At 72.7% G+C, this 24,241-nt stretch carries 21 protein-coding genes; 10 read left to right on the top strand and 11 right to left on the bottom strand.

The window, feature by feature from the left end; translation table 11 throughout:
* Positions 1–619 precede the first annotated feature (619 nt).
* Positions 620–1,621 carry a tryptophan--tRNA ligase gene (gene trpS / locus BGM09_RS24855; protein ID WP_188283930.1) on the top strand — a complete coding sequence of 334 codons (1,002 nt, stop codon included), beginning with the start codon at positions 620–622 and terminating at the stop codon, positions 1,619–1,621.
* A gap of 28 nt (positions 1,622–1,649) precedes the next feature.
* Here the strand turns inward: trpS and proC are convergent, their stop codons facing one another.
* From proC to BGM09_RS24870, 3 genes are all read right to left on the bottom strand, one after another.
* On the bottom strand, positions 1,650–2,468 hold the full coding sequence (proC, locus tag BGM09_RS24860; RefSeq protein ID WP_391128077.1) for a pyrroline-5-carboxylate reductase: 819 nt from the start codon (positions 2,466–2,468) through the stop codon (positions 1,650–1,652).
* Positions 2,469–2,537: 69 nt separating this feature from the next.
* Positions 2,538–3,275: an ABC transporter permease gene (locus tag BGM09_RS24865; protein ID WP_188283932.1), complete on the bottom strand. Its 738-nt coding sequence runs from the start codon at positions 3,273–3,275 to the stop codon at positions 2,538–2,540.
* On the bottom strand, positions 3,272–4,153 hold the full coding sequence (locus BGM09_RS24870) for an ABC transporter ATP-binding protein (RefSeq protein ID WP_188283933.1): 882 nt from the start codon (positions 4,151–4,153) through the stop codon (positions 3,272–3,274). The genes BGM09_RS24865 and BGM09_RS24870 overlap by 4 nt, the downstream gene beginning before the upstream one ends.
* Positions 4,154–5,550: 1,397 nt before the next feature.
* Between BGM09_RS24870 and BGM09_RS24875 the strand changes: the two genes are divergently transcribed.
* Positions 5,551–6,093, top strand: a complete 543-nt coding sequence (locus BGM09_RS24875) for a GNAT family N-acetyltransferase (RefSeq protein ID WP_188283934.1) — start codon at positions 5,551–5,553, stop codon at positions 6,091–6,093.
* A 243-nt stretch (positions 6,094–6,336) separates the two neighbouring features.
* On the opposite strand, the gene BGM09_RS24880 is transcribed toward BGM09_RS24875, so the two are convergent.
* Entirely contained in the window at positions 6,337–6,810 is a 474-nt protein-coding gene (locus BGM09_RS24880) for an EamA/RhaT family transporter (protein ID WP_411158366.1), read from the bottom strand.
* 112 nt (positions 6,811–6,922) lie between these two features.
* Here BGM09_RS24880 and BGM09_RS24885 point away from each other — a divergent pair, with 112 nt between their 5' ends.
* Both BGM09_RS24885 and BGM09_RS24890 read left to right on the top strand, forming a co-directional pair.
* The gene (locus BGM09_RS24885) at positions 6,923–8,182 is read left to right on the top strand and encodes a hypothetical protein (protein ID WP_188283936.1); all 1,260 of its coding nucleotides are present in this window, start codon (positions 6,923–6,925) and stop codon (positions 8,180–8,182) included.
* 128 nt (positions 8,183–8,310) lie between these two features.
* On the top strand, positions 8,311–8,688 hold the full coding sequence (locus BGM09_RS24890; protein ID WP_188283937.1) for a Uma2 family endonuclease: 378 nt from the start codon (positions 8,311–8,313) through the stop codon (positions 8,686–8,688).
* Between the two features lie 145 nt (positions 8,689–8,833).
* Here the strand turns inward: BGM09_RS24890 and ilvD are convergent, their stop codons facing one another.
* The 4 genes from ilvD to BGM09_RS24910 all read right to left on the bottom strand — a co-directional run bounded on the left by ilvD (position 8,834) and on the right by BGM09_RS24910 (position 13,567).
* Complete coding sequence (ilvD, locus tag BGM09_RS24895) at positions 8,834–10,687, bottom strand: dihydroxy-acid dehydratase (protein ID WP_188283938.1); 1,854 nt, start codon at positions 10,685–10,687, stop codon at positions 8,834–8,836.
* Positions 10,688–10,825: 138 nt separating this feature from the next.
* Positions 10,826–11,548 (bottom strand): TetR family transcriptional regulator, encoded by a 723-nt coding sequence (locus BGM09_RS24900; RefSeq protein ID WP_188283939.1) that lies wholly within the window; start codon positions 11,546–11,548, stop codon positions 10,826–10,828.
* Entirely contained in the window at positions 11,545–12,339 is a 795-nt protein-coding gene (locus tag BGM09_RS24905) for a sugar phosphate isomerase/epimerase (protein WP_317452888.1), read from the bottom strand. Before BGM09_RS24905 ends, BGM09_RS24900 begins: the two co-directional genes overlap by 4 nt.
* A gap of 259 nt (positions 12,340–12,598) precedes the next feature.
* Complete coding sequence (locus BGM09_RS24910) at positions 12,599–13,567, bottom strand: Ppx/GppA phosphatase family protein (RefSeq protein ID WP_188283940.1); 969 nt, start codon at positions 13,565–13,567, stop codon at positions 12,599–12,601.
* 169 nt (positions 13,568–13,736) lie between these two features.
* Between BGM09_RS24910 and BGM09_RS24915 the strand changes: the two genes are divergently transcribed.
* Entirely contained in the window at positions 13,737–14,549 is an 813-nt protein-coding gene (locus BGM09_RS24915; RefSeq protein WP_188283941.1) for a hypothetical protein, read from the top strand.
* A 378-nt stretch (positions 14,550–14,927) separates the two neighbouring features.
* Here the strand turns inward: BGM09_RS24915 and BGM09_RS24920 are convergent, their stop codons facing one another.
* Positions 14,928–15,512: a hypothetical protein gene (locus BGM09_RS24920; protein ID WP_223187556.1), complete on the bottom strand. Its 585-nt coding sequence runs from the start codon at positions 15,510–15,512 to the stop codon at positions 14,928–14,930.
* 742 nt (positions 15,513–16,254) lie between these two features.
* Here BGM09_RS24920 and BGM09_RS37985 point away from each other — a divergent pair.
* Complete coding sequence (locus BGM09_RS37985; protein ID WP_317452886.1) at positions 16,255–16,752, top strand: sigma-70 family RNA polymerase sigma factor; 498 nt, start codon at positions 16,255–16,257, stop codon at positions 16,750–16,752.
* Positions 16,749–17,369: a methylated-DNA--[protein]-cysteine S-methyltransferase gene (locus BGM09_RS24930; RefSeq protein WP_188283944.1), complete on the top strand. Its 621-nt coding sequence runs from the start codon at positions 16,749–16,751 to the stop codon at positions 17,367–17,369. Before BGM09_RS37985 ends, BGM09_RS24930 begins: the two co-directional genes overlap by 4 nt.
* A gap of 43 nt (positions 17,370–17,412) precedes the next feature.
* Here the strand turns inward: BGM09_RS24930 and BGM09_RS24935 are convergent, their stop codons facing one another.
* Positions 17,413–19,293: a BACON domain-containing protein gene (locus BGM09_RS24935; protein WP_188283945.1), complete on the bottom strand. Its 1,881-nt coding sequence runs from the start codon at positions 19,291–19,293 to the stop codon at positions 17,413–17,415.
* 237 nt (positions 19,294–19,530) lie between these two features.
* On the opposite strand from BGM09_RS24935, the gene radA reads away from it, so the two are divergent.
* Positions 19,531–20,916 carry a DNA repair protein RadA gene (gene radA, locus BGM09_RS24940; protein ID WP_188283946.1) on the top strand — a complete coding sequence of 462 codons (1,386 nt, stop codon included), beginning with the start codon at positions 19,531–19,533 and terminating at the stop codon, positions 20,914–20,916.
* Between the two features lie 337 nt (positions 20,917–21,253).
* Positions 21,254–22,414, top strand: coding sequence for a DNA integrity scanning diadenylate cyclase DisA (gene disA / locus BGM09_RS24945; RefSeq protein WP_411158365.1), 1,161 nt, complete (start codon positions 21,254–21,256; stop codon positions 22,412–22,414).
* Between the two features lie 52 nt (positions 22,415–22,466).
* Here disA and BGM09_RS24950 read toward each other — a convergent pair whose 3' ends face one another.
* Entirely contained in the window at positions 22,467–23,363 is an 897-nt protein-coding gene (locus BGM09_RS24950) for a hypothetical protein (RefSeq protein WP_223187557.1), read from the bottom strand.
* Positions 23,364–23,502: 139 nt separating this feature from the next.
* Between BGM09_RS24950 and BGM09_RS24955 the strand changes: the two genes are divergently transcribed.
* Positions 23,503–24,241 (top strand): A/G-specific adenine glycosylase (locus BGM09_RS24955; protein ID WP_188283949.1); only part of this gene is annotated, 739 nt, incomplete at its 3' end.

Here is a 24,241-nt window from a genome sequence, read left to right on the forward strand (position 1 = left end):
GAACCTCGTCTCGTAACGAGACGGGGTATCAACATATCTGGCGTTGACTTTTGGCACGCTGTTGAGTTCTCAAAGAACGGAAGCTTCCTTCAGACCGTTTCACCGGCCCTCCGGGCTTTCCCTTCGTCGTGTCTCCGACTCTATCAGACGCTTTCCAGTGCCTGACCCCCAGTCAGCGGGGCTTGTCTTTCCGGCTGTTCGGCCGTTCCGACGAGTGAGACATTAGCTGAACTTCGGCGGTCGAACCAAATCGGCCGCTTTCCGTTCCTGCCCCATTCCGAATGCGCACAAGTGAACGCCACGGCATGCCGTAGTCGCTCGTTTGTTTGCTGCGGAATGGCTGCCCGGGGACCGACCGGAGTCGGCGCTCACGCTCGGACAGCTCGGAGAACGTTACGCACGGGTCCTAGGAGTGTCAACTCGGTGCCCAGACGGTGGCCGGAGGGCTACTGTGGGTCGTATGACATCGCATGCGTGCACCTCTCAGTGGTGGGCCGCCTAGGGCGGCCAGGAGTCACGTATGCATCCAACGGCCGCCGCCTCGGCGGCCGTTTTCTGTTGTCCCGGCCGCGGTGGGCGGTGGTCCCGCGAACCCGACCAGGACCAGGAGACAGCAGTCATGACGCGGATTTTCAGTGGGGTCAAGCCGACCGGGCACCTCACCTTGGGGAATTACCTCGGCGCGATCCGGCGGTGGGCGGACGAGGACCAGCACCGGGCGGAGTCGCTGTTCTGCGTGGTGGACCTGCACGCGCTCACCGTCGACCACGATCCGGCGCGGGTGCGACGGCTCACCCGGCAGGCGGCGAGCCTGCTGCTCGCGGCCGGGCTCGATCCGCAGGTGTGCACGGTGTTCGTGCAGAGCCACGTCGACGAGCACGCGCGGCTGTCGTACGTCATGGAGTGCGTGGCCACCGACGGTGAGATGCGGCGCATGGTCCAGTACAAGGAGAAGTCCGCGCGGGCGCAGGCGGCCGGGCAGAGCGTACGGCTGTCGCTGCTCACGTACCCGGCGCTGATGGCGGCGGACATCCTGGCGTACCGCGCCGACGAGGTGCCGGTCGGCGAGGACCAGACGCAGCATGTGGAGCTCACGCGGGTGCTGGCGGAACGGTTCAACCAGCGGTACGGGCGGACGTTCGTCGTACCCCGCGCCGTACGGCCCGCCGTGGCCGCGCGGGTCATGGACCTCCAGGACCCCACCGGCAAGATGGGCAAGTCGCACGACGCCACCGCCGGGATCATCTACCTGCTCGACGAACCCGAGGCGATCACCAAGAAGGTGATGCGTGCGGTGACGGACAGCGGGGCCGGCGAGGTGGAGTACGACCGCGAGGCGCGGCCGGGCGTCGCGAACCTGCTGGACATCCTGGCCGCCTGTACGGGCAAGGAGCCGGAGACGCTGGCCGGGGAGTACACGGCGTACGGGGCCCTGAAGCGGGACACGGCGGAGGCGGTGGTGGAGCTGCTGCGGCCGTTGCGGGCGCGGCACGCCGAGTTCAGCGCCGATCCGTCGTACGTGGACGGGGTGCTGCGGGACGGCGCGGCGGCGGCGCGGGCGCTGGCCCGGCCGACCGTTGACGCGGCCTACCGGGCGGTGGGACTGCTGCCGCCCACGTAGCCGGTGCGGCCGTATCCGTCGAGCCGGGTCATCCGTTGCCGGAGGCCAGCTCGCGGCTTCGGTCGCGGGCGGCTTCGAGGGCGGCGAGGAGGGCGGCGCGTACGCCGTGGTTCTCCAGTTCGCGGATGGCGTTGATGGTGGTGCCCGCCGGGGAGGTGACGGCTTCGCGGAGCTTGACCGGGTGCTCGCCGCTGTCGCGGAGCATCACGGCGGCGCCGATGGCGGACTGCACGATGAGGTCGTGGGCCTGGGCGCGCGGGAGGCCGAGCAGGATGCCCGCGTCGGTCATGGCCTCGACCAGGTAGTAGAAGTACGCGGGTCCGGAACCGGACAGGGCGGTCGCGGCGTCCTGCTGCTTCTCCGGGACGCGCAGGGTCTTGCCGACCGGCTTGAAGATGGCCTCGGTACGGGCGAGGTGGGCCTCGGTGGCGTGGCGGCCCGCCGAGATCACGGACATGCCCTCGTCCACCAGCACGGGGGTGTTCGGCATGACCCGTACGACCGCGATGCCGTCCGCCAGCCGCTCCTCGAAAAAGGCGGTCGGGATGCCGGCGGCGGCGCTGATCACGAGGCGGTCGGCCGGTACGTGCGCGGCCAGCTCGTCCAGCAGGGCGCCCATGTCCTGGGGCTTGGCCGCCAGGATGAGGGTGTCGGCTGCCTTGGCGGCCTCGGCGTTCGTGACGGCCTCGACGCCGTAACGGGCGCGCAGTTCCTCGGCGCGTTCGGGGCGGCGGGCGGTGACCAGCAGGTCGTCCGGGGCCCATCCGGCGCGGATCATGCCGGACAGGAGGGCTTCGCCGATTTTGCCGGTGCCGAGAACGGCGACTTTCTGCTTCTGGGCGGTCATACCGGCCATCTTCGCAGGGGCGGACGGGGCAAGCGGGCCGCGTCCGCCCTTCGGTCGTCCCTCTGTTGTTCAGGTGGTGCGGCGGCGCAGGGTGGCCGAGCCCAGGCCGAGGGCCAGGAGGGCGCAGCAGGCGACGATGATCAGGTCGCGTACGAAGTCGCCGGTGACACCCGTGTGGTGGACGATCTGGGTGGTGGCGTCGGCGGCGTACGACATGGGGAGCACGTTCGACAGGCCGCTGAGGACCGGCTGCATGTCGCCGCGCGGGACGAACAGGCCGCACAGCAGGATCTGCGGGAGCAGCACGGCGGGCAGGAACTGCACGGCCTGGAACTCGCTGGACGCGAAGGCGCTGACGAACAGGCCGAGCGCGGTGCCGAGGAACGCGTCGGCGAGCGCGGCGACCAGCAGCAGCCACGCCGAGCCGGTGACGTCGAGGCCGAGCGCCAGGACGGACAGGCCGGTGGCGAGCGCGGCCTGGACGACGGCGACGGCGCCGAACGCGAGCGCGTACCCGGCGAGCAGGTCGGCCTTGCCGAGCGGCATGGACAGCAGCCGCTCCAGGGTGCCCGAGGTGCGTTCGCGCAGCGTGGCGATCGACGTGACCAGGAACATCGTGATCAGCGGGAAGATGCCGAGGAGCGAGGCGCCGGCCGAGTTGTACGTCTGCGGGCTGGTGTCGAAGACGTACTTCAGCAGTGTCAGCAGCACGCACGGGACGACGAGCATCAGGGCGATCGTGCGCGGGTCGTGGCTGAGCTGGCGCAGGACGCGGCGGGCCGTGGCGAGGGTGCGGTCGAGGTTCATCGCGCGGTCGATTCTGTGGGGGCGGACTCGGCGGATTCGTTGGCACTGGCACTGGCGCTGGCACTGGCTTGTGCGGAGGGCGGGGTGTGCTGGGCCGGGGGTTTCGGCTCGCCGCCCGCCTCCTTGTCCTTGTCACCGTCGTTGGCCGCGTCGACCAGGCGCAGGAACGCCTCTTCGACCGTGTCGGAGCCGGTGCGCTCGCGCAGTGCGTCGGGGGTGTCGTCGGCGAGGATGCGGCCCTCGCGCATCAGCAGCAGGCGGTGGCAGCGTTCCGCCTCGTCCATGACGTGCGACGAGATGAGTACGGTCGCGCCGCGCTCGTCGGCCAGCCGGTGGAACAGTTCCCACAGGTCCCTGCGGAGCACCGGGTCGAGGCCGACCGTCGGCTCGTCCAGTACCAGCAGTTCCGGCTCGCCGAGGAGGGCCACCGCGAGGGAGACCCGGCCGCGCTGGCCGCCGGAGAGGTTGGCGGCGAGGCTTTCGGCGTGCGACATCAGGTTGACGTCCGTCAGGGCGCGTTCGACCTGGGCGGCGCGGTCGCGGTGCGCGATGCCGAGCACGGCGGCGTAGTAGTCGAGATTCTGCCGGGCGGTGAGGTCGGAGTAGACCGACGGCGCCTGCGTCACGTATCCGAGGCGCGGGCGCAGGCTGCGGTGGCCCGCCGGATGGTCCAGCACGTTGAGGGTGCCGGTGACGTGGGCCTGCGAGCCGACGATCGCTCGCATCAGCGTGGATTTTCCGCAGCCGCTCGGTCCGAGGAGGCCGGTGATTCGGCCGGGCGGGAGGGTAAAGGAGAGGTTGTCGAGCACGGTGCGGCCACCGCGTACGACGCGGAGGCCGGCGGCCTCGATGGCGGGTCCGGGGGCTTTATTCATCATGCGATGAATAAACACCCGGGGCGGGGTGCGCGTCAAGCCGTGCTCCTCCGGAGTGGGGGTGGGTTTTCGGGGGGGCCGGGTCCGGGGGCGGGCCGGGTCCGGGGGCGCGGCGCCCCGGGCCGGGGCGGGTGCGGGTCTTGTGCGAGGCCGGCGCAGGCCGGGGGCCGGGGCGGGTGCCGCAGTGCCTGGACTGGGGGCCGGGACGGGGGCCGGGGTGCCTGGACCGGGGGCGGGGTCCGGGGGCGGTCAGGGTCATCCCCTATGGCGTTCGCGGTGGGGGCGCAGGATCGTTGCGGTATGAGGCGTTCATCCCGAGAAGTTGCTGCATCGCGCGTTGAGAAGCGGCAGTTGGCCGTGGCCTCGGCGACGCTTGGACCTTGGCGGCCGGCTGCTGCCGTCGGTGCGATCGGGGGTGGGGTGTCGGTTGCCCTGCACCTCGTGCACGGGCACTTCGGGCTCGGCATTCTGGCCGGGGCGCTGTCTGTGGGCGCCCTGCTTTTCTACTGCGTGGGCGGGGCCGGGGCGGTGCTCGGGTACTCCGGGGGCGCGCGGGGGCGGGATCACCGGATACGGAGGTGGGCGCGGGAGCATCCGTGGCGGGTGGCGACTGTGCCCGGTGCCCTCATGCTTGTCAGCGACTTCGTAATTCGGGAGGTCCTGACCAGTCAGGGGTTCTTCGGGTCGCTCTGGACCGGGGTCTGGCACGGGGCTGTCGTGGCGGCCGTCGTGGGAGCCGTCGGTACCGTTTCGGCAGCGCGCCGCGCCTGACGTCTTTACCGTCTTGAGCGCTTGACGTCACCCGTGTCGCATGGTCGGCGCACTTCGGTGCCTGGGGGGTCTCTTTCCCCCGGGCACCTTTTCCTTTGCCCACCGCCCTGCGCTGTTCCTGGTGTCGGTCCCGGGCCGGGGCACCTCCTCGAGCTGCGTGCTGCCTGCTCCCTGCGCATCCGTCCACGCCCTGTCAGCACGCAAATCTGCGGGGGCACCCCGCCCCGTCCCCTCCGCTCCGTCTGCGAGTGGCGGCCCGCCATGGGGTGGGGGTGGGGGGTGGGCGGGAAGCCGCCCCCGCCGGTACGGCTGCGGAAGGCGGTTCGCCATGGGCGGCGGGGTGGGTGGGCACCGGACCCACCCACCCGTACGGCGCCGACCGAACCGTTCGCCGTGGGCGGGTGGAGGGGAACCGGGTACCGGGTGCTCGGTGCCGGGTGCCCGGGTTTGAGCCGGTGGAGGGGCTGGGGGAGGGGCGGTGGTCTTGGGGAGGGGGTGCGAGTGGGCGCGGCGGGGACGGGTGGATCGGTGACTGTCGGGTGGGGCGAGGACTGGCTTGGGAGGGGGTGTCGGGACGCGGGCGGGGGCTTATTCGGATTGGCGAGGAGGGGCGGGGATAGGTTTGGGGGATGGGTGGATTGGGGTGGGTGGAGGGGTGGCCGGGTGGGGGGATTCGGACGGGGCGGCTCTGGTTGAGGGAGCCGGGGGCGGGGGATCGGGGGGCGGTGATTGAGTTGTTCTGTTCGGCGGAAGTGGGGACGTATGTGGGAGGACCCCGAGAGCGGGACGAGATGGAGCGGGCAGTGCCCGCGATACCAAGGCGACGGCATGGGCTGTTTGTGGTTGACCTCGACGGAGCGATGATCGGCATCGTCACGATCGACCGGCACAGCGCCGAGAGCAAAGGGCACGTCCGTCCGGAGGGCGAGGAAGCCGAACTCGGCTACATGTTCCTGCCCGAGGCGTGGGGACACGGATACGCCACAGAAGCCTGCGCGGCAGCGCTCACCTGGGTCGCCGACGCGCTCCCCGACGAGCCGGTGGTGCTCTGCACTCAGACCGCCAATACGGCGTCGCTGCGCGTCGCGGAGAAGCTCGGGTTCACCGAGGTCGAACGCTTCGAGGAGTACGGCGCCGAGCAGTGGTTCGGCCTGTGGACCCGCCGAGGGTAACCCCGCCCCCTCCCCCATCACCCATCACCCACAGCGGACAGGCGGACGCCGACGGGCGAGGAGGGGACGGGCCGGGGTGCCCCCGCAGAAATACGTTGACAGGAACGGCACCGGATACGCAGGGCCAGGTGTTACGGATTTCGAGGAGGTACCCCGGGCCGGCACCGACCAGGCACAAGCGGCACCCGCAGACGAAGAAAACACCCGCACGGGTGGGCGGGCGGGCGGGAAAGAAGGAAAAGACTAGGAGCGGCGCCGCCCCAAGGCGGCGACATGCTCGGCCCGGTGCAACGCCTCACCCGGCGCCTCCGTAAAGGCCCGAAAGAAATAGGCGAGGAGCACGCCCAGAAAGCCGATCACCAAAAGCCCCGGCTCGGAACCCGACTCCCGCCGCCGCGAAAACCCCCGCCACGTCCGCTGAAAAGCGAGACCGCTGCACACGGCGAACCCGGCCACCGCCAGAAACGTCACAAAGGGCCCGACATCGGCGTCGGCCAGCCCCTGAAAGCCGAACCGCAGCACCGCCGCCCCCGCCGCGACGGCGACAAGGGACCCGGCCGCGAGCCCGGCCCGCCGCCAGGCGTATCCGCCGTCGTGCGCGACCCACGTCGTCCCGAAGAAACGGATCGGCTCGGGCCGCGCCACCCCCTCAGCCGCCCCGCCGCTCCCGCTCCCGCCCCTGCTCCCGCCACCGCCACCGCCAACCCGCCGCTTCACTTCACTCACCTCGTCCACGTCATCGATTATGACCCAGAACGGGACGTTCCCTGACACACCCGTTCGGCCGAGGGTCAGCGAGCTGGACGACAAAATACGTTTTCCTGACGATATGTCAGATAACCGGTCAGACGTCCTCCCGGCCTCTCCCGAGCCCGAGAACCGGCCCCGGCCCCGGCGCCGTCCCCCCACCTCCCACCTCCTCCTCGGCCTGGGCGCCGCCGCCCTCACCGCCGCCGCCTGCACCCTGGCCGCCGGGTCGGGCGCGGCGACGGCCGCGGGCCCGGGAACGGCCGCCGCCCCCGCCGCAGGCGCGGCGGCGGCGACCAGCTCCCTGGTCGACCTCACCCTCGCACCCGCCCCGCCGCTCGGCTTGAGCGCCTTCCAGGGCCAGTACGGCCACGCCGCCTCCGCCCCAAACGGCGGCCCGGACGGCGGTGACTTCTCCGACCCGTCCGGCGTGCTGTCGCATCTGACGGTGATCGGCGCGGTCACGGCCCGTACGGACGCCGGACCGGACAAGACCTTCGCGCAGGCGCAGGCGGGCGGCTTCACGCTCGGCCTGAACTCCAAGGACTTCATCAGCGTCGGGTCGCTGGACGCTTACGCGGAGTGCGTTCCGCCGCCGGTGGGCCCGTACGCGCTCGCGTACGCGCGGACGGACGGCGGTGTGATCGACGTACTGGGCCACACCGTCCCGGTCGGGACGACCACCTTCGACGTGACCGGCGCGGAGATCGGCGCCTCCGGCATCGGCGGCGGCACCCTCACCGTGACGTACGAGCCGTACCAGCACCCGCCCGGCGGCGCCCCGACGGCCGCCACCAGCGCGGACGCGGGCGTCGACATCACCGTCAGCGGCACGTTCACCGACACGGGCGGCGCCCCGGCGTACTCGGGACCGCTGGTCGACCTCCGCCTCGGCCACGTCGCCGTCACGTGCGACACGGCGACCCCGACCCCGACCCCGACGAACTCGGTCAACACGACGGCCCCGGTGACGCCGCCGACCGAGACGACCCCGGCGACGACACCGCCGACGACACCGCCGACCACCGGGACGCCCACCCCGACCGGCCCGGAGACCGGCGGCACGACCCCACCGCCCACCACCTCGCCCACCACCTCACCCACCACCTCGCCCACGACGTCACCGACCACCTCGCCCACCACCTCCCCGAACCCGTCCGGGACGGGCGGCACCACTCCCCCGCCGACGCCCACCGGGACCTGGACCACCCCCGGCGGCGGCACTCTCCCGGACACCGGCGCCGAGGTCGGATGGGCGACGGGACTCGCCTCCGGATCACTGCTCCTCGGCGGCTTCCTCGTGTTCAGGACCGCTCGGGCGAGGCGCGGTCGCCACCTCTGAATTGGCATATGCCAGCGTCATTCTCTGCCCAGGGGTCATACTTACTGTCCATGGAAGGAAAATTAACGGCGCACGCCGCTGAGAGCCCCGCGCGGCAGGAGCGATTCCGCACGCTGGCGCGGTATTTGATGACGCACAGCCTCCGCCGTACGCTCCCGGCGCACCTGCGGGTGCGCCGGGACGTGGCGGTGGTCGTCGACGAGCGCACGGTGGCCGAACCGGACATCGTCGTGGTCGGCGCGGAGGCGGAGAACGTCGTCGTCCTCGCCGTGGAAGTCCTGCCCTCCGACGCCGACGAGAGTGAGCCTCACCCGTACGAGGAAGCGGGGGTCACGCACCTGTGGCGCGTGGAGGAGGACACCGAGACCGAGCGCCCGATGGTCTACGTGCACGAATGGGATCCGGCCTCGCACTCGTACGCCCTCACCGGCGTGCACCGCGAGGAGCTGACCGTCCAGGTCCCGTACCGCATCAGCGTCGACCTCACGGGCATCGACCACCTCTGACCGTCGACACGTACGCGTATACGTGCACGTACACGCCCCCGCACGGATAACGGATACGCGTACGTCCAGGTACAGCGCGGCCGTACGACGACGACGCCCCCGCACCGGATCACGGTACGGGGGCGTCGTGCGTGCGCTGCCGGTGTCAGCGCTCCAGCTTGGTGATGTCGCGGACGGCGCCGCGGTCGGCGCTGGTGGCCATGGCCGCGTAGGCGCGCAGGGCGGTGGAGACCTTGCGGGTGCGGTCGCGGGGGGCGTAGACGCCGCCGAGGGCTTCGCGGCGGGCGGCCAACTCCTCCTCGGACACCAGGAGTTCCATGGAGCGGTGGGGGATGTCGATCCGGATGCGGTCGCCGTCCTCGACCAGGGCGATGGTGCCGCCCGAGGCCGCCTCGGGTGAGGCGTGGCCGATGGACAGGCCCGACGTGCCGCCGGAGAACCGGCCGTCGGTGACCAGGGCGCAGACCTTGCCGAGGCCGCGGCCCTTGAGGAACGACGTGGGGTAGAGCATCTCCTGCATGCCGGGGCCGCCGCGCGGGCCCTCGTAGCGGATCACGACGACGTCGCCGGGGCTGACCTGCTTGGCGAGGATCTTGTCGACGGCCTCTTCCTGCGACTCGCAGACGACGGCCGGGCCCTCGAAGGTCCAGATCGACTCGTCCACGCCCGCGGTCTTCACGACCGCGCCGTCCAGAGCGAGATTGCCGCGCAGCACGGCCAGGCCGCCGTCGGCGGAGTAGGCGTGCGCGACGTCGCGGATGCAGCCGCCCGCGGCGTCGGTGTCCAGGGTGTCCCACCGCTCGGACTGCGAGAACGCCTCGGCGGAGCGCTTGCAGCCGGGCGCCGCGTGCCACAGCTCGACGGCCTCGCCGGAAGCGGAGCCGCCGCGCACGTCCCAGGTGTCGAGCCACTGCTTGACGGAGGGCGAGTGGACGGTGTGCACGTCCTCGTTGAGCAGCCCGCCGCGGTACAGCTCGCCGAGGATGGCGGGGATGCCGCCGGCCCGGTGGATGTCCTCCATGTAGTACGTGCCGCCGGGCGCCACGTTCGGCGCGACCTTGGCCAGGCAGGGGACGCGGCGCGAGACGGCGTTGATGTCGTCCAGGCCGTAGTCGAGATCGGCTTCCTGGGCGGCGGCCAGCAGGTGCAGGATCGTGTTGGTGGAGCCGCCCATGGCGATGTCGAGCGCCATGGCGTTGTCGAAGGCGGCGCGGGTGGCGACGGCACGCGGCAGCACGGACGCGTCGTCCTGCTCGTAGTGCCGCTTGGTCAGCTCCACGACCGTGCGGCCCGCGTTCTCGTACAGCGCCTTGCGGGCGGTGTGCGTGGCCAGGACCGAGCCGTTGCCGGGCAGGGCCAGGCCCATGGCCTCGGTGAGGCAGTTCATCGAGTTGGCGGTGAACATGCCGGAGCAGGAGCCGCAGGTCGGGCAGGCGTTCTCCTCGATACGGAGGATGTCCTCGTCCGAGATGTTCTCGTCGACGGCGTCCGCGATGGCGTTGATCAGGTCCAGCTTGCGGACGGTGCCGTCGACCAGCGTCGCCTTGCCGGCCTCCATGGGACCGCCGGAGACGAAGACGGTCGGGATGTTGAGGCGCAGCGCGGCCATCAGCATGCCCGGGGTGATCTTGTCGCAGTTGGAGATGCAGATCAGCGCGTCCGCGCAGTGCGCCTCGACCATGTACTCGACGGAGTCGGCGATCAGGTCGCGGGACGGCAGGCTGTAGAGCATGCCGCCGTGGCCCATCGCGATGCCGTCGTCCACGGCGATCGTGTTGAACTCGCGCGGCACCGCGCCCGCCGCGAGGATCGCCTCGGAGACGATCCGGCCGACCGGCTGAAGGTGCGTGTGACCCGGTACGAACTCGGTGAAACTGTTGGCGACCGCGATGATCGGCTTCCCGATGTCGCTGTTGGCGACGCCGGAGGCGCGCATCAGCGCGCGGGCGCCCGCCATGTTGCGGCCGTGGGTGACCGTACGTGACCTCAGCTCGGGCACGGTGTCCACTCCCTTGGGTTCACTTGGCTCGTACTGCTCCGTACTAGAGCATCGAGGGTACGCCCGTCGCCCAGGATCCGGACGTTCGGTCCGGTATGCGGGACGTGCGGTCCCATGGGGCTTGACGGGGGCGGGTTCCTACGGGTGGACGTCGGCGGCGGTGAGGTAGCGCTGGAGGACCGGGCCGACCATGGCGACGATGTCCTCGGGGTCGGCGGAGGCCATCGGCTCCACCCGCACGATGTACCGCAGCATGACGATCCCGACGAGCTGGGCGGCGGCGAGCTGCACGCGGAATTCGGCGTCGGGCACGTCGAGGCCGCCCGCGAGGCGGGCCAGGACGCGGCGGCTGACCAGGCCGCGGAAGACCGCGGCGGCCGTCTCGTTGGTGACCGCGGACCGGACGATGGCCAGCAGCGGCTCGCGCGAGGCCGGGTTCTCCCAGATCATCAGCATCAACCGGGCCACCCGCTCGCCCATGCCGTCGACACCGCCCGCCACGACGAGGTCGGGAATGTTCATGGCGGGCGCGAAGGACAGCTCGATGGCGGCGCCGAAGATCTGTTCCTTGGTGCCGAAGTAGTGGTGGACGAGGGCGGAGTCGACGCCCGCCGCCTTGCCGATCGAGCGGACGGAGGTCTTGTCGTAGCCGCGGGCGGAGAACTCCTCGCGGGCGGCGGCGAGGATACGGTCACGGGTCTCGGCGGTCCCGGCCTTCGTCCCCGCGGGACGGCCGCGGCGACGGCCGGCCGGCTTACCGGATTCCCGGGGGCCGCCGGGCTCGTGGGGGCCGTCGGGCTCCGCTGAGCCCTCAGGTTCCGGGGGGCCGTCAGGTTCCGGGGACGCCTTCGCCGTACTCATGCCGGACCACCGCCGACCGGTGCCGCGGTCGCGTAGTGCAGCCGCGTGAAGGCCAGCGCCTCGGCCAGGTCCGCCTCGCGCTCGGCCCTCGACATCGCCCGCCGGGTGGTCACCTCGACCACCACATGGCCGTCGTAGTCGCTCGCCGCCAGCGACGCCAGCAGCTCCGCGCACGGCAGATTCCCGCGCCCCGGCACCAGGTGCTCGTCCTTGGCGGAGCCCGTGCTGTCGCCGAGGTGGACGTGCACCATCCGCTCGGCCATCCTCGCCATCAGCGCGAACGGCTCGGTACGGGAGGTCGCCGCGTGCGAGAAGTCCACGGTCAGGTGCCGGTAGTCGTCGTTGGTGACGTCCCAGTCGGGCGCGTACGCCTGCATCTCGCGGTCCCGGTAGCGCCACGGGTACATGTTCTCGACCGCGAACCGTACGTCCGTCTCGTCCGCCATCCGCCAGATCCCGGCGACGAAGTCCCTGGCGTAGCCGCGCTGCCAGCGGAACGGCGGGTGCACCACGACGGTCGAGGCGCCCAGCTTCTCGGCGACCGCGCGGGCCCGCTGGAGCTTGACCCACGGATCGGCGGACCAGACGCGCTGCGCGATCAGCAGGCACGGCGCGTGGACGGCCAGGATCGGCATCCGGTGGAAGTCGGACAGGCGGCGCAGCGCGTCCACGTCCTGGCTGATCGGGTCGGTCCACACCATCACCTCGACGCCGTCGTAACCGAGGCGGGCGGCGATCTCGAAGGCGGTGGCGGTGGAGGCCGGGTAGACGGAGGCGGTGGACAGGACGATCTTCGACGCGCCGCCGCGGGACCCCGCGACGGACCCCGCGGCGGGGGCGAGACGTTCCCGCGCGTGCTGCGCGCGCTGCCCCGTACGCCATTCGCGTCTCAGGGCGGCGTCCGTCGTCCGGCCGTCCGTCTTCCGACCCGCTGGTTCAGCCACGGGAAACAGCGTACGGCGGCGGCCGGGGCGGAAGGGGCAGGTGTCGGGGGGTGCGGGGGGACTGTCGCCGATCTCACGGGGGGCTCGGCGGACGCGGCGGACGGGCTCAGTCGCCCCAGCGGGCCAGGGCCGCCCCCGGCCCGCCGTCGTTCACCATCAGGTCGAGCTTGCGCAGGATGACGCCCTCGCGCAGGGCCCAGGGGCAGATCTCCAGCTCCTCGACGCCGAAGAGGTCCATCGCGGCGTCCGCCACCAGGGCGCCCGCCAGGAGCTGTCCGGCCCGGCCGACCGAGACGCCCGGCAGGGTGCTGCGCTGCGCCGCCGTCATCTCCGCGAGCCGCGGCACCCACTCCTCCAGCGCGCCGCGCCGCAGCCCGCGCTGGGCGTACAGGCCGTCGGCGGAGCGGGCCGCGCCCGCGATCCTGGCGAGCTGCTTGAACGTCTTGGACGTGCCCACCGCGTGGTCGGGCCGGCCGAAGCGGGCGAAGTCCGGGACCGTACGGGCGATCTCGGCGCGGACGTGCCTGCGCAGCGACCGTACGTCGTCGGCGGTCGGCGGGTCGCCCGGCAGCCGCGTAGCGGTCAGCCGTCCCGCGCCGAGCGGCAGGGACACGGCCGCGTCCGGGTACTCGTCCATGCCGTAGCCGACCTCGAGCGATCCGCCGCCGATGTCGAGCACCAGCAGGCGCCCGGCCGACCAGCCGAACCAGCGGCGTACGGCGAGGAACGTCAGCCGCGACTCGTCCTCGCCGGACAGGACGGTGAGGCGTACGCCCGTCTCCGCGTCCACCCGGGCCAAGACGGCCTCGCCGTTCGCCGCCTCCCGCACCGCGGAGGTCGCGAAGGGCAGCACGTCCTCGGCGCCCTTGTCCTCCGCCACGCGCAGCGCGTCCGCGATCGTGGCGACGAGGCGGTCGACGCCGGCGGCACTGATCGCGCCGTGCTCGTCGAGGAGTTCCGCCAGGCGCAGCTCCGCCTTGTGGGAGTACGCGGGGAGCGGGCGCGCGCCCGGGTGCGCGTCGACCACCAACAGGTGGACGGTGTTGGAACCCACGTCAAGCACTCCGAGTCGCATGGGCACGACGCTAGCGCGCCGACGCGGGTGTCCGTTCCGCGGGCCGCGCGGGACCGCCGCGCCGGGCCGCCACGCCGGGCCGCCACGCCGGGCCGCCACGCGGTGGCGCGGAGGTGATCCGCGACCCGTTGGCGACCATTCGCCGCATTCCGGTCTTACTCTTGGGCGCGTGGCGAAGGTGAAGGCCCTCAAGGCCAAGAAGAAGAGTGCAGGCACGGTCCGCGACGAGGTGGGGCTGGACTTCGCCCGCGCCTGGGTCGAATTCGCCGATCCGGCCGACGAGGAGCAGGTCTTCCGCTGCGACCTCACGTGGCTCACCTCGCGCTGGACGTGCGTTTTCGGCAGCGGCTGCCAGGGGATCGTGGCGGGGCGCGCGGACGACGGGTGCTGTTCGCTGGGCGCGCACTTCTCGGACGACGACGACGAGAAGCGGGTGGCCGGGCATGTGGCCAGGCTCACGCCGGAGACGTGGCAGTTCCACGCCGAGGGCGCCGACGGCGCGTGGGCGATGGAGAACGAGGAGGGCGAGCGGCAGACGCGTGTCGTGGACGGGGCGTGCGTCTTCTCCAACCGGGCCGGGTTCGCGGGCGGGCAGGGGTGCGCGCTGCACGCGCTGGCACTGCGGGAGGGGCGCGAGCCGCTGGAGACGAAGCCGGACGTGTGCTGGCAGTTGCCGATCCGGCGGACTTTCGACTGGGTGGACCGGCCGGACGATTCGCGGGTGCTGGTCGTGTCGATCGGGGAGTACGACCGGCGGGGGTGGGGGCCGGGGGGCCACGACCTGCACTGGTGGTGCACGTCGGCGACGTCCGCGCACGGGGCCGGTGACCCGGTCTACGTGTCGTACCGCCCGGAGCTGACCGAACTCATGGGCGCCGACGCCTACGCCACGCTCGTCGCGCTGTGCGAGTCCCGCCTGTCCGCCCCCCACCTCCCTCTCCTGGCCCCGCACCCCGCCGACCCCGCTTCTCCCGTCTCCTAGCGCCTCTTGTGCGTGGGGGGGGTGGGGGGCGTGGGGGCGTGGGGGGCGTTGGGGGGTGGGGGGCGGTCCCGGCACCGTCCGGGCGCGCTCTTGTGCGTGGGGTCGGTCCCGGGCCGGGGTACCTCCTCGAAATCCGTAACACCTGGTCTCGGGTATCCGGTGACGTTCCTGTCAACGTATTTCTGCGGGGGCACCCCGGCCCGTCCCCTCCTCGCCCGTCGGCGCCCAACGGTCTGCGGGGGTGGGGGCGGGGCGTGGGGGAGGTGGGTGGGCGGTCCGCGGCAGGGGTGGGCGGGGTACGGGTCCGGCACGCGCGGCCGTCCGCCCGGGGAGGGTCACGCGGCCGTCCGGGCGGGGCGGGGCGGGTGCGGGCGCTAGCTAGGTGAGGTGGCGGAGGGTGTCGGAGATGGTGGACCGGAAGGTCTGGAGGGCGCGGAGGCTGGCGGTGTAGCGGTCCTGGTGGGCGGCGATGTCGGCGGTCTGCTGCTGGGCGCGTACGGCGTGCAGGAGTTGGGCGGTGTGATGGCGGCGCTGGCAGGTGACGTCGGCGACGGCGGTGCCGCGCTCGGTCGGGGTGTGCGTGGTGTTGCCGTCGCTGCCGCGATGCCACGCCTTGTCCCCGAAGGCCGCGAGCGGGTCGGAGTAGCGGGCGAACCCCTGGTCGGCCACGCAGCGGGACCACGCGTCCCAGGCCGCGAGCAGGCGCGGGTCGCGTTTGACGGCCTTGTCGATCTCGACCGAGCGCGTGCTCGCGTAGAGCCAGTCCCGCTTGACGTCGATCCCACGCATCAGCCGCCGGTTCGCCTCCACGTTGCAGGCCGGAAAGTCCGCGTACTCGGCCTGGGTCATACGACGGCCCCGCGGCCGCGTGGGGGTGGACTTCGCCGGGTCCCATCCGTAGCCCCAGCGGCCCGCGTTGGCCAGGTCGAGTGCGCCGTACACAGTACTGACCGCGGTGAGCATGGCGGGGTCGGTGGGGTAACGCGGATCGAGCGGAAAGGCCGCGTGCCCGCGTTTCGCCATACACTGCCGGACCAGCAACGCCGTTGCCCGCTTCTCCCGTTGATAGTCCTCAGGCGTGTAGTTGTAACGATCCGCCGGAAGCGGCCCAAGCCCCACCGCCGCACGAACGGCCTCCGCCCGCTCCGGCCCCGAGGCACCTACCCCCGCCAGCACCGCCACCCCGACCACGGCCCCAAGCCGCCACCCACGCGTCCCCATGCCCAAGGATGCTAGGCCGTGTCCGACCACCAAACTCACCCACCCCATCCCCGCCCCTCACCAACGTCCGGCACCCGCCGACGTACCCAACCCGCCCCGCCCCCCTCAGCCCCAGCGGACAGGCGACCGCCGCCGTACCAGAGAGCCCGCCCACCCCCGCGTCCGCCCACCCCCACCGGACAGCCGGACGCCGACGTACCCGGCCCCCACCCACCCCCCTCCCGGCCACCCCCACCGGACAGGCGGACGCCGACGGGCGAGGAGGGGACGGGGCGGGGTGCCCCCGCAGAAATACGTTGACAGGAACGGCACCGGATACGAGGGGCCAGGTGTTACGGATTTCGAGGAGGTACCCCGGACCGGCACCGACCAGGCACAAGCGGCACCCGCAGACGAACAACACACCCGCACGGGTGGGCGGGCGGGAAAAGACACCCCCGCGAAAGCCACCTCACGTTTCGGCACCCCCACGCGTTTACCCCATGTGAGCAAGCCACTGTTCGAACAGATCGTGACCGCCCACGGCCCAATGGTGCTCCGCGTCGTCCGCGCCGTCGTGGGCCCGCACGACGCCCAGGACGCCTGGTCGGAGACCTTCCTGGCCGCGCTGCGGGCGTACCCGGAGCTGCCCGCGGACGCGAACGTCGAGGCGTGGCTGGTGACCATCGCGCACCGCAAGGCCGTCGACATCACACGGAGCAACGCGCGCCGCGCGACGCCGCTGGCGGAGCTGCCCGAACGGGCAAGCCGTACCGGGCGGCCCGAGGACTGGGACCCGGACCTGTGGACGGCGCTGAAGGCGCTGCCGGAGCGGCAGCGGCAGACGGTCGCGTACCACTACCTGGCGGGCCTGCCGTACAAGGACATCGCCGCCGTGACGGGCGGCAGCCCGGAGGCGGCGCGCAGGGCCGCCTCCGACGGGGTGAAGGCCCTGCGCCGCAGCTATCCGCGAGACACCGCAAGAGGAGGAGACCCCACATGAACGACACGAAGGACTCGACCGCCCAGCTCCTGGAAGAAGCCCTCGCCGCGAAGGACGACGCGACGATGGACCGGCTCCACGACCGCCTGGCGGCGGAGGCCGGGGAGGCCGGGCTGCTGGACGTCGCATACCGGACGCTGGACAGCCCGGTGGGCCCGCTGCTGCTGGCGGCGACCGAGAAGGGCCTGGTGCGCGTGGCGTTCGCCGTGCAGGACCACGCGGCGGTGCTCCAGCAGCTCGCGGACACGATCAGCCCGCGGGTGCTGCGCGCCCCGAAGCGACTGGACGCGGTGAGCCGCCAGCTCGACGAGTACTTCACCGGGGAGCGCCGCGGCTTCGAAGTCCCCCTGGACTGGCGGCTGTCGAAGGGTTTCAGGCGCGAGGTGCTGACGCGTCTGCCGGACATCGCGTACGGCAGGACGGCGAGTTACGCGCAGGTGGCGGCGGCCTCGGGCAGTCCGAGGGCGGTCCGCGCGGTGGGTACGGCGTGCGCGCTCAACCCGCTGCCGCTGGTGGTGCCGTGCCACCGGGTGGTGCGCTCGGACGGTTCGGCCGGGCAGTACGCGGGCGGCGCCGACGCCAAGCACCTGCTGCTTGAGCTGGAGACGGCCGCCTGAGGCCGCGCGTGAGGTCCGGCCTCAACGGCCCGTCGCCGTAAGGCTATCGGGCCGGGCGCGGCGACTCCGGCGCGGTGGTGGGGGCGTCGGTCGTGGGGGGCGGGGTCGTCGGCTGAGTCGTCGGCGGGGTCGTCGGGGGCTGGGTGGTGGGCGGCGGGGTCGTCGGCGGAGGCGTGGTCGGCGGGGGTGTCGTCGGGGAGGACGAGGACGGCGGCGGGGTGGTCGGGGAGTCGGAGGCGGGCGGCGGCACATTGCGGGTGGAGGAGCCGCGCAGGATCACGGTCGCGTGCGCCGGGGAGAAGGCGATGCGGGCGGTCCAGGAGCCGGAGGGCTCCAGGGCGTGGTCGACGCTCAGGGTGAGAGTGACCGATTCTCCGGGCCGCAGGTCGCCCGAGGTCGCGGAGAGCCGGATCCAGAACGCGGCGGTGTCGGCCGTCCAGTGCACGGGGGCCGCGCCGCGCGCGGTGAGCGTGACGGTGGTGCCGCTGGCGGTGACGGTGAGCGTACTGCCGCCGGGGGACGCCGAGTCGGCGGCCGTGGGGTCGGTCGAGACGGTCGTGGTGAGGACCGGCGCGGGGGTGTCCGTACCGCCGGAGCGCTGGGGGTCGGGGGCCTGCCGGGAGCTGCCCGCCTCCTGGTACGGGTCGCCGTTGAGTCCGTCGGGCTCGCTGGCGGTGCGGTCCGTGCCGGGCGCGTCGGCGCCGAGCGGCGCCGCGTGGTAGGCGGCCCACAGGGCGAGTACGGGCGCGGCGACGACGGCCGCGACGACCGTACTGGTGACGGCCCGGTGTCTGAGCTGGGCGCGGCGGGCGGCGCGGTCCTTGAGGTCCATGGGGAAGCCGCGCCGGTCGAAACGCGGGGTGGCGTCGCGGGACCGCCCGGCTCCGGCGTCCATGGCGTGCAGCAGGGCGGCGTACGCGGCCGAGCGCGGCGCCTCGATGAGGGCGAGGACGGCGGTGGACCCGGCCCCCGGAGCGCCCGGCACGCCCGAAGCCCCCGGCCAGGGCCCCGCGGCGACGACGCGTTCGGCCGTACGCCTGCACACCGGGCAGTCGTCGACGTGCCTGACGAGTTCGGTGCGCAGCGCCGTACCGAGCAACACCTTTGTCTCACCCGCGATTTGGGCGAGTGCGGCGCAGTTGCCGGTGTCCACGACGGACAGCGCGGTGCGGGTCCGCTCCACTTCGCAGGCGGCGCGGGCGAGCAGGCCGCGCGCGGTGTCGGCGTCGATGCCGAGGACGGCGGCGACCTCGTGCGGCGGGAGTTGGTGGCGGACCGCCAACTCCAGTGCCTCGCGCTGCTCGGGCGTGGTGCCCGCGGCCTCGGGCCAGGCGAGCGCGGCGAGTTGGGCGTGCCGCTGCTCGGCGACGGCGGCCGACGTGCTCGGCGGCTCCGGCGGCCCGGCGGCGAGCCGGCGCAGGCAGGTCCAGCGGGCGAGCGCGTACAGCCAGGGGCGGAGCAGCTTCGGGTCGCGCAGGTGGCCGCGCTGCCGTTCGGCGAGCGCCAGCACCTCGCCGAGCGCCCCGGCCGCCGCGTCGTGCTCGCACAGGATCGACAGGCAGTACGTGAACAGGCCGTCCAGATACGGTTCGTAGTGCGCGGGCGGCTGCATGGGGAGCGTGCCGTGCGGGCGTTGGCGGTCGTGCGCCTTGTGCGCCGCTTCCCGACGGGCGTCCTTGCGCGACGGCTCCTTGCGGGCGGCCTTGCGGGCGCCTTTACCGGCGTCTTTACGGGCGTCCTTGCGCGGCTGCTCCTTACGGGACACGCGCGATCCCTCCACGCGCGATCCCTCCGCACGCGGTGCCTCGGTGCGCGGTGCCTCGGCGCCCGGCGTGTCCTTGCGGGCGGCCCGGCCGGCCGGCGCGCGGTGCTTACGGTGTGCGCCGGTCGTCTGGTTCTGGGTGGGGGTCTCCTGCCTGCTCATCACCGGGCGACGGTAGGCCCGGCGCGGCCCCCGGTTCAGCTCTCCTGGCGTGCGTTAATCCTTATGGGTAGTGATGCTGCCCAAAAGGGGACAGCTCCGTCATTCTTACGAGTGAACGCACGTGCACGCGCTCGATGTCCGCGCCGCACGCCCCCTTGAGCGCCCCCGACAGCAACAGGAGCCGGTCCCGCCGCCTTTCCGGCCGCCTTGTCGGACCCTCCCGCTACCGTGGGCGGCATGGCTGCCCGTAAGACCGTCTCGAAGGACCGTCCCTCCTACCGCTGCACCGAGTGCGGGTGGACGGCGCTGAAGTGGCTGGGCCGCTGCGGCGAGTGCCAGGCGTGGGGGACGGTGGAGGAGTTCGGGGCCGCGCCCGCCGTACGGACCACCGCGCCCGGCCGGGTGACGACGGCGGCGCGGCCGATCCGCCAGGTCGACGGGCGGCAGGCGACCGCGCGCTCCACGGGCGTGCCGGAGCTGGACCGCGTGCTCGGCGGCGGCCTGGTGCCCGGCGCCGTCGTCCTGCTCGCGGGCGAGCCCGGCGTCGGCAAGTCCACGCTGCTGCTGGACGTGGCCGCGAAGGCGTCCAGCGAGCAGGGCGCGACGCTGTACGTGACCGGTGAGGAGTCCGCCTCGCAGGTACGGCTGCGCGCGGACCGGATCGGCGCGCTCGCCGACCATCTGTATCTGGCCGCGGAGACCGATCTTTCGGCCGTTCTCGGCCACCTGGACGACGTGAAGCCGTCGCTGCTGGTGCTGGACTCCGTGCAGACCGTCGCGTCCGCCGAACTGGACGGCGCGCCCGGCGGCACCGCGCAGATCCGCGAGGTCGCGGGCGCGCTGATCCGCGCGTCGAAGGACCGCGGGATGTCCACCATCCTGGTCGGCCACGTCACCAAGGACGGCTCGATCGCGGGCCCGCGGCTGCTGGAGCACCTGGTCGACGTGGTGCTCAGCTTCGAGGGCGACCGGCACGCGCGGCTGCGGCTGATCCGCGGCATCAAGAACCGTTACGGCGCCACGGACGAGGTCGGCTGCTTCGAACTGCACGACGAGGGCATCACCGGCCTGGCCGATCCGTCCGGCCTCTTCCTCACCCGGCGCGACGAGCCGGTGCCCGGCACCTGCCTGACCGTGACGCTGGAGGGCCGCCGCCCGCTGGTCGCCGAGGTGCAGGCGCTGACCGTCGACACCCAGATCCCCTCGCCGCGCCGCACCACCTCGGGTCTTGAGAACTCGCGGGTGTCGATGATGCTCGCGGTGCTCGAACAGCGCGGCCGGATCAAGGCCATCGGCAAGCAGGACATCTACACCGCGACCGTGGGCGGCGTGAAGCTCACCGAGCCCGCGGCCGACCTCGCGGTGGCGCTGGCGCTGGCCAGCGCGGCCATCGACACCCCGCTGCCGAAGAACCTGGTGGCGATCGGCGAGGTGGGCCTGGCCGGTGAGGTCAGACGGGTCACCGGCGTGCAGCGCCGCCTGTCGGAGGCGGCCCGGCTCGGCTTCACCCACGCCCTCGTACCGCCGGACCCCGGCAAGGTCCCGGCGGGCATGAAGGTGGTGGAGGTCGCGGACATAGGGGACGCGCTGCGGGCCCTGCCGAAGCGGACCGCACGGTCGTAGCGCCACGGCGTCCACCGGTACGGCCGTACGGCTCGCGGGCTCGGGAATGTCCGCACCTCTCCCGGAGAGCGTCCGGTTCGCGGTTCCGGGGAGCGCCCGGCACCCGTTCGAGTTGCGCTCGGCGTACAGTCACGAAAGGCCCGGCGCACGGTCGCGCGGGGCCTCGCGCGCGCTCCCGGGAGAGCTCGCGCGCCGTCGCGGGACCCCCGTAGGACCCCCGTAAGACCCTCGTGGGACCCCCGTAGGAGCCGTCCGGCCCGCGCCGCGCCCCCCGGAAGCCGTAAACTTTGCCCTGGTCTCGCCCATTGGGCATCCGTAGCGACCGGAGGATTGCAGAGTGGCAGCCAATGACCGGGCAGGGGGCCCTCCCCCGGCCCGAAGGGCATCGGGCGACTCCCCCGGCAGGTCCGGCGGGATTTTCGGCGCCGACGCCGTGCTGATGCGCGCCTCTTTGAGCGCCGTCGCACCCGGCACCTCGCTCCGTGACGGCCTGGAGCGCATCCTGCGCGGCAACACCGGTGGCCTCATCGTGCTGGGCATGGACAAGACCGTGGAGTCGCTGTGCTCCGGCGGCTTCGTGATGGACGTGGAGTTCACCGCGACCCGGCTGCGCGAGCTGTGCAAGCTGGACGGCGCGCTGGTCCTCGACAAGGACATGACGAAGATCCTGCGCGCGGGCGTACAGCTCGTCCCCGATCCGACCATCCCCACCGAGGAGACCGGCACCCGGCACCGCACCGCCGACCGGGTCAGCAAGCAGGTCGGCTTCCCGGTCGTCTCGGTCAGCCAGTCGATGCGGCTGATCGCGCTCTACGTGGACGGGCAGCGCCGCGTCCTGGAGGACTCCGCCGCGATCCTCTCCCGCGCCAACCAGGCGCTGGCCACCCTCGAACGGTACAAGCTCCGCCTGGACGAGGTCGCCGGGACACTGTCCGCGCTGGAGATCGAGGACCTAGTGACGGTGCGCGATGTCACCGCCGTCGCCCAGCGCCTGGAGATGGTCCGCCGGATCGCCACCGAAATCGCCGAGTACGTCATTGAGTTGGGCACCGACGGACGGCTTCTCGCCCTGCAACTGGACGAGTTGATCGCGGGCGTCGAGCCCGAGCGCGAACTGGTCGCCCGCGACTACGTGCCGGAGCCGACCGCCAAGCGCAGCCGTACGGTCAACGAGGCGATGGCCGAGCTCGACTCGCTGCCGCAGAGCGAACTCATCGAACTCACCACCGTGGCGCGGGCGCTGGGCTACACCGGCTCCCCCGAATCGCTCGACTCCGCCGTCTCGCCCCGCGGTTACCGGCTCCTCGCCAAGGTGCCCCGACTGCCCAACACCGTCATCGAGCGCCTGGTCGAGCACTTCGGCGGCCTCCAGAAACTGCTCGCCGCGAGCGTCGACGACCTCCAGACCGTCGACGGCGTCGGCGAGGCCCGCGCCCGCTCCGTCCGCGAGGGCCTCTCCCGCCTCGCCGAGTCGTCCATCCTGGAGCGGTACGTCTGAGGCGGCTGCCCCGGAGACCAGAAGCGCCCCGCCAGGGGCTGGCTCCGGGGGGCTAGTCCTGGGAGAGGACGAAGGAGACCTGCTTGGCGCCGTAGCCGGCGAGCTGGGCCTGGATGAGGTAGGTGCCGGGCGCGGCAGCGCTCCCCTTGGGGGTCGCGCACTTCGGGGAGCTGGTCTTGGCGTTCCAGCGCAGCGTGTACGTCGTGGAGCCGTGGGCGGGCACCTGGAGGAGGTAGGAGCCGCTGCCGGGGGTGGGGCAGTCGTCGGAGGCCCAGGTGTGGGCGTTGCCCGCGGTCGCGGTGATCGTGAAGACGGCCTTGGCGGGGCCGAAGTCGACCTTGCAGGAGACGGATCCGGAATTCGCGGCGCGCAGTTCGAAGACGGGGGTCTCGTCCGGCGAGTAGGAGTTCTGGACGCTGCGCAGCGAGAGCTGGACGCTGCCGGGCGAGCAGTCGGGGAGCGTGGAGCCGACGGGCAGTTGACCGCCGGAGCCGCCGTTGCCCGAGCCGCCGCTGGTGGCGACACCGCCGGAGGCCGCGCCGCCGGACGACGAGGTGCCCGCCGTACCGCCGTTGTCGCCGCCGTTGCCGGCCGAGGAACCGGCACCGGCCGAACTGCCGTCCGTGGCACCGCCGTTGGAACCGCCGTCGGAGCCGGAGGAGCCCGCTGAGCCCGCGGAGGAACCAGCGGAGCCGCCGCTGCCGCCGCCCGAGGTGTCGCGGCCACCGGGGCGCCCGGTGATGTGCGTACCGGTCGGCTCGGGTCCCGGCGTGATGGTGCCGACCGGGGTGTGGGTGCCAGAGGAGCCGTTGTTGCCGCTGCCGCCGCCCCCGCCGGTCGAGTTGACCAGCCAGAAGATCAGCAGGGCGACGAGCGCGAGCACACACAGCGCAACGGCCCGCCGCCGCCAGTAGATGGTCGACGGCAGAGGTCCGACGGGATTGCGCATTGAGCCCACACCCGAACTCTAGGGGAGATCACCCGCGCCTCGCCGCAACACCCGCCGCTCGGCGCCCGGTCTTTGCCGATCATCACGTTTAAGGGGACGGCCGGTCGCTGTCAGTGGCCTGTGCGAGGATCGGGAGGACATGAGCACCGACACCCGCGACGCTTCCGTCAGCACCTCAGCCAGTACCTCAGCCCGCACGTCCCCGGCCGACCCGGCCGCCCCCGCGGGTTCCGCGGGTTCCGCGGGTTCCGCGGTCCCCCCGGCTCCCCCGGCCGCCGTCACCGAGCTGCACGACCTGGTGATCGACTGGTTCGGCGAGCACGCCCGTGATCTGCCCTGGCGGCGGCCGGACGCGGGCGCGTGGTCGGTGATGGTCAGTGAGTTCATGCTCCAGCAGACGCCGGTCGTCCGGGTGCTGCCGGTGCACCAGGAGTGGCTGGCCCGCTGGCCCCGCCCGGCCGACCTCGCGGCGGAGTCGCCCGGCGAGGCAGTACGCGCCTGGGGGCGGCTCGGCTATCCGCGCCGCGCGCTGCGGCTGCACGCGGCGGCCACCGCCATAGCGGCCCAGCACGACGGCGAAGTCCCCGAGGACCACGGCCAGTTGCTGGCCCTGCCCGGCGTCGGGGAGTACACGGCGGCGGCCGTCGCGTCCTTCGCGTACGGGCGGCGGCACATCGTGCTCGACACCAATGTGCGGCGGGTCTTCGCCCGCGCGGTGACCGGCACCGCGTATCCGCCGAACGCGACGACGGCCGCCGAGCGGCGGACCGCGCAGACGCTCCTCCCGGCGCGGGAGCCGGTCGCGGCCCAGTGGGCGGCGGCCACCATGGAGCTGGGCGCGCTGGTGTGCACCGCCCGCTCCCCCGGGTGCGGGCGCT

The sequence above is a fragment of the Streptomyces sp. CBMA29 genome, from assembly GCF_014596445.1.
Taxonomy (GTDB): Bacteria; Actinomycetota; Actinomycetes; order Streptomycetales; family Streptomycetaceae; genus Actinacidiphila.

Coding starts and splice junctions, on each gene's coding strand:
- trpS (WP_188283930.1), top strand. CDS start 620: ATGACGCGGATTTTCAGTGGGGTCAAGCCGACCGGGCACCTCACCTTG.
- proC (WP_391128077.1), bottom strand. CDS start 2,468: ATGACCGCCCAGAAGCAGAAAGTCGCCGTTCTCGGCACCGGCAAAATC.
- BGM09_RS24865 (WP_188283932.1), bottom strand. CDS start 3,275: ATGAACCTCGACCGCACCCTCGCCACGGCCCGCCGCGTCCTGCGCCAG.
- BGM09_RS24870 (WP_188283933.1), bottom strand. CDS start 4,153: ATGATGAATAAAGCCCCCGGACCCGCCATCGAGGCCGCCGGCCTCCGC.
- BGM09_RS24875 (WP_188283934.1), top strand. CDS start 5,551: ATGGGTGGATTGGGGTGGGTGGAGGGGTGGCCGGGTGGGGGGATTCGG.
- BGM09_RS24885 (WP_188283936.1), top strand. CDS start 6,923: ATGTCAGATAACCGGTCAGACGTCCTCCCGGCCTCTCCCGAGCCCGAG.
- BGM09_RS24890 (WP_188283937.1), top strand. CDS start 8,311: ATGACGCACAGCCTCCGCCGTACGCTCCCGGCGCACCTGCGGGTGCGC.
- BGM09_RS24900 (WP_188283939.1), bottom strand. CDS start 11,548: ATGAGTACGGCGAAGGCGTCCCCGGAACCTGACGGCCCCCCGGAACCT.
- BGM09_RS24910 (WP_188283940.1), bottom strand. CDS start 13,567: ATGCGACTCGGAGTGCTTGACGTGGGTTCCAACACCGTCCACCTGTTG.
- BGM09_RS24920 (WP_223187556.1), bottom strand. CDS start 15,512: ATGCTCACCGCGGTCAGTACTGTGTACGGCGCACTCGACCTGGCCAAC.
- BGM09_RS24930 (WP_188283944.1), top strand. CDS start 16,749: ATGAACGACACGAAGGACTCGACCGCCCAGCTCCTGGAAGAAGCCCTC.
- BGM09_RS24935 (WP_188283945.1), bottom strand. CDS start 19,293: ATGAGCAGGCAGGAGACCCCCACCCAGAACCAGACGACCGGCGCACAC.
- radA (WP_188283946.1), top strand. CDS start 19,531: ATGGCTGCCCGTAAGACCGTCTCGAAGGACCGTCCCTCCTACCGCTGC.
- BGM09_RS24950 (WP_223187557.1), bottom strand. CDS start 23,363: ATGCGCAATCCCGTCGGACCTCTGCCGTCGACCATCTACTGGCGGCGG.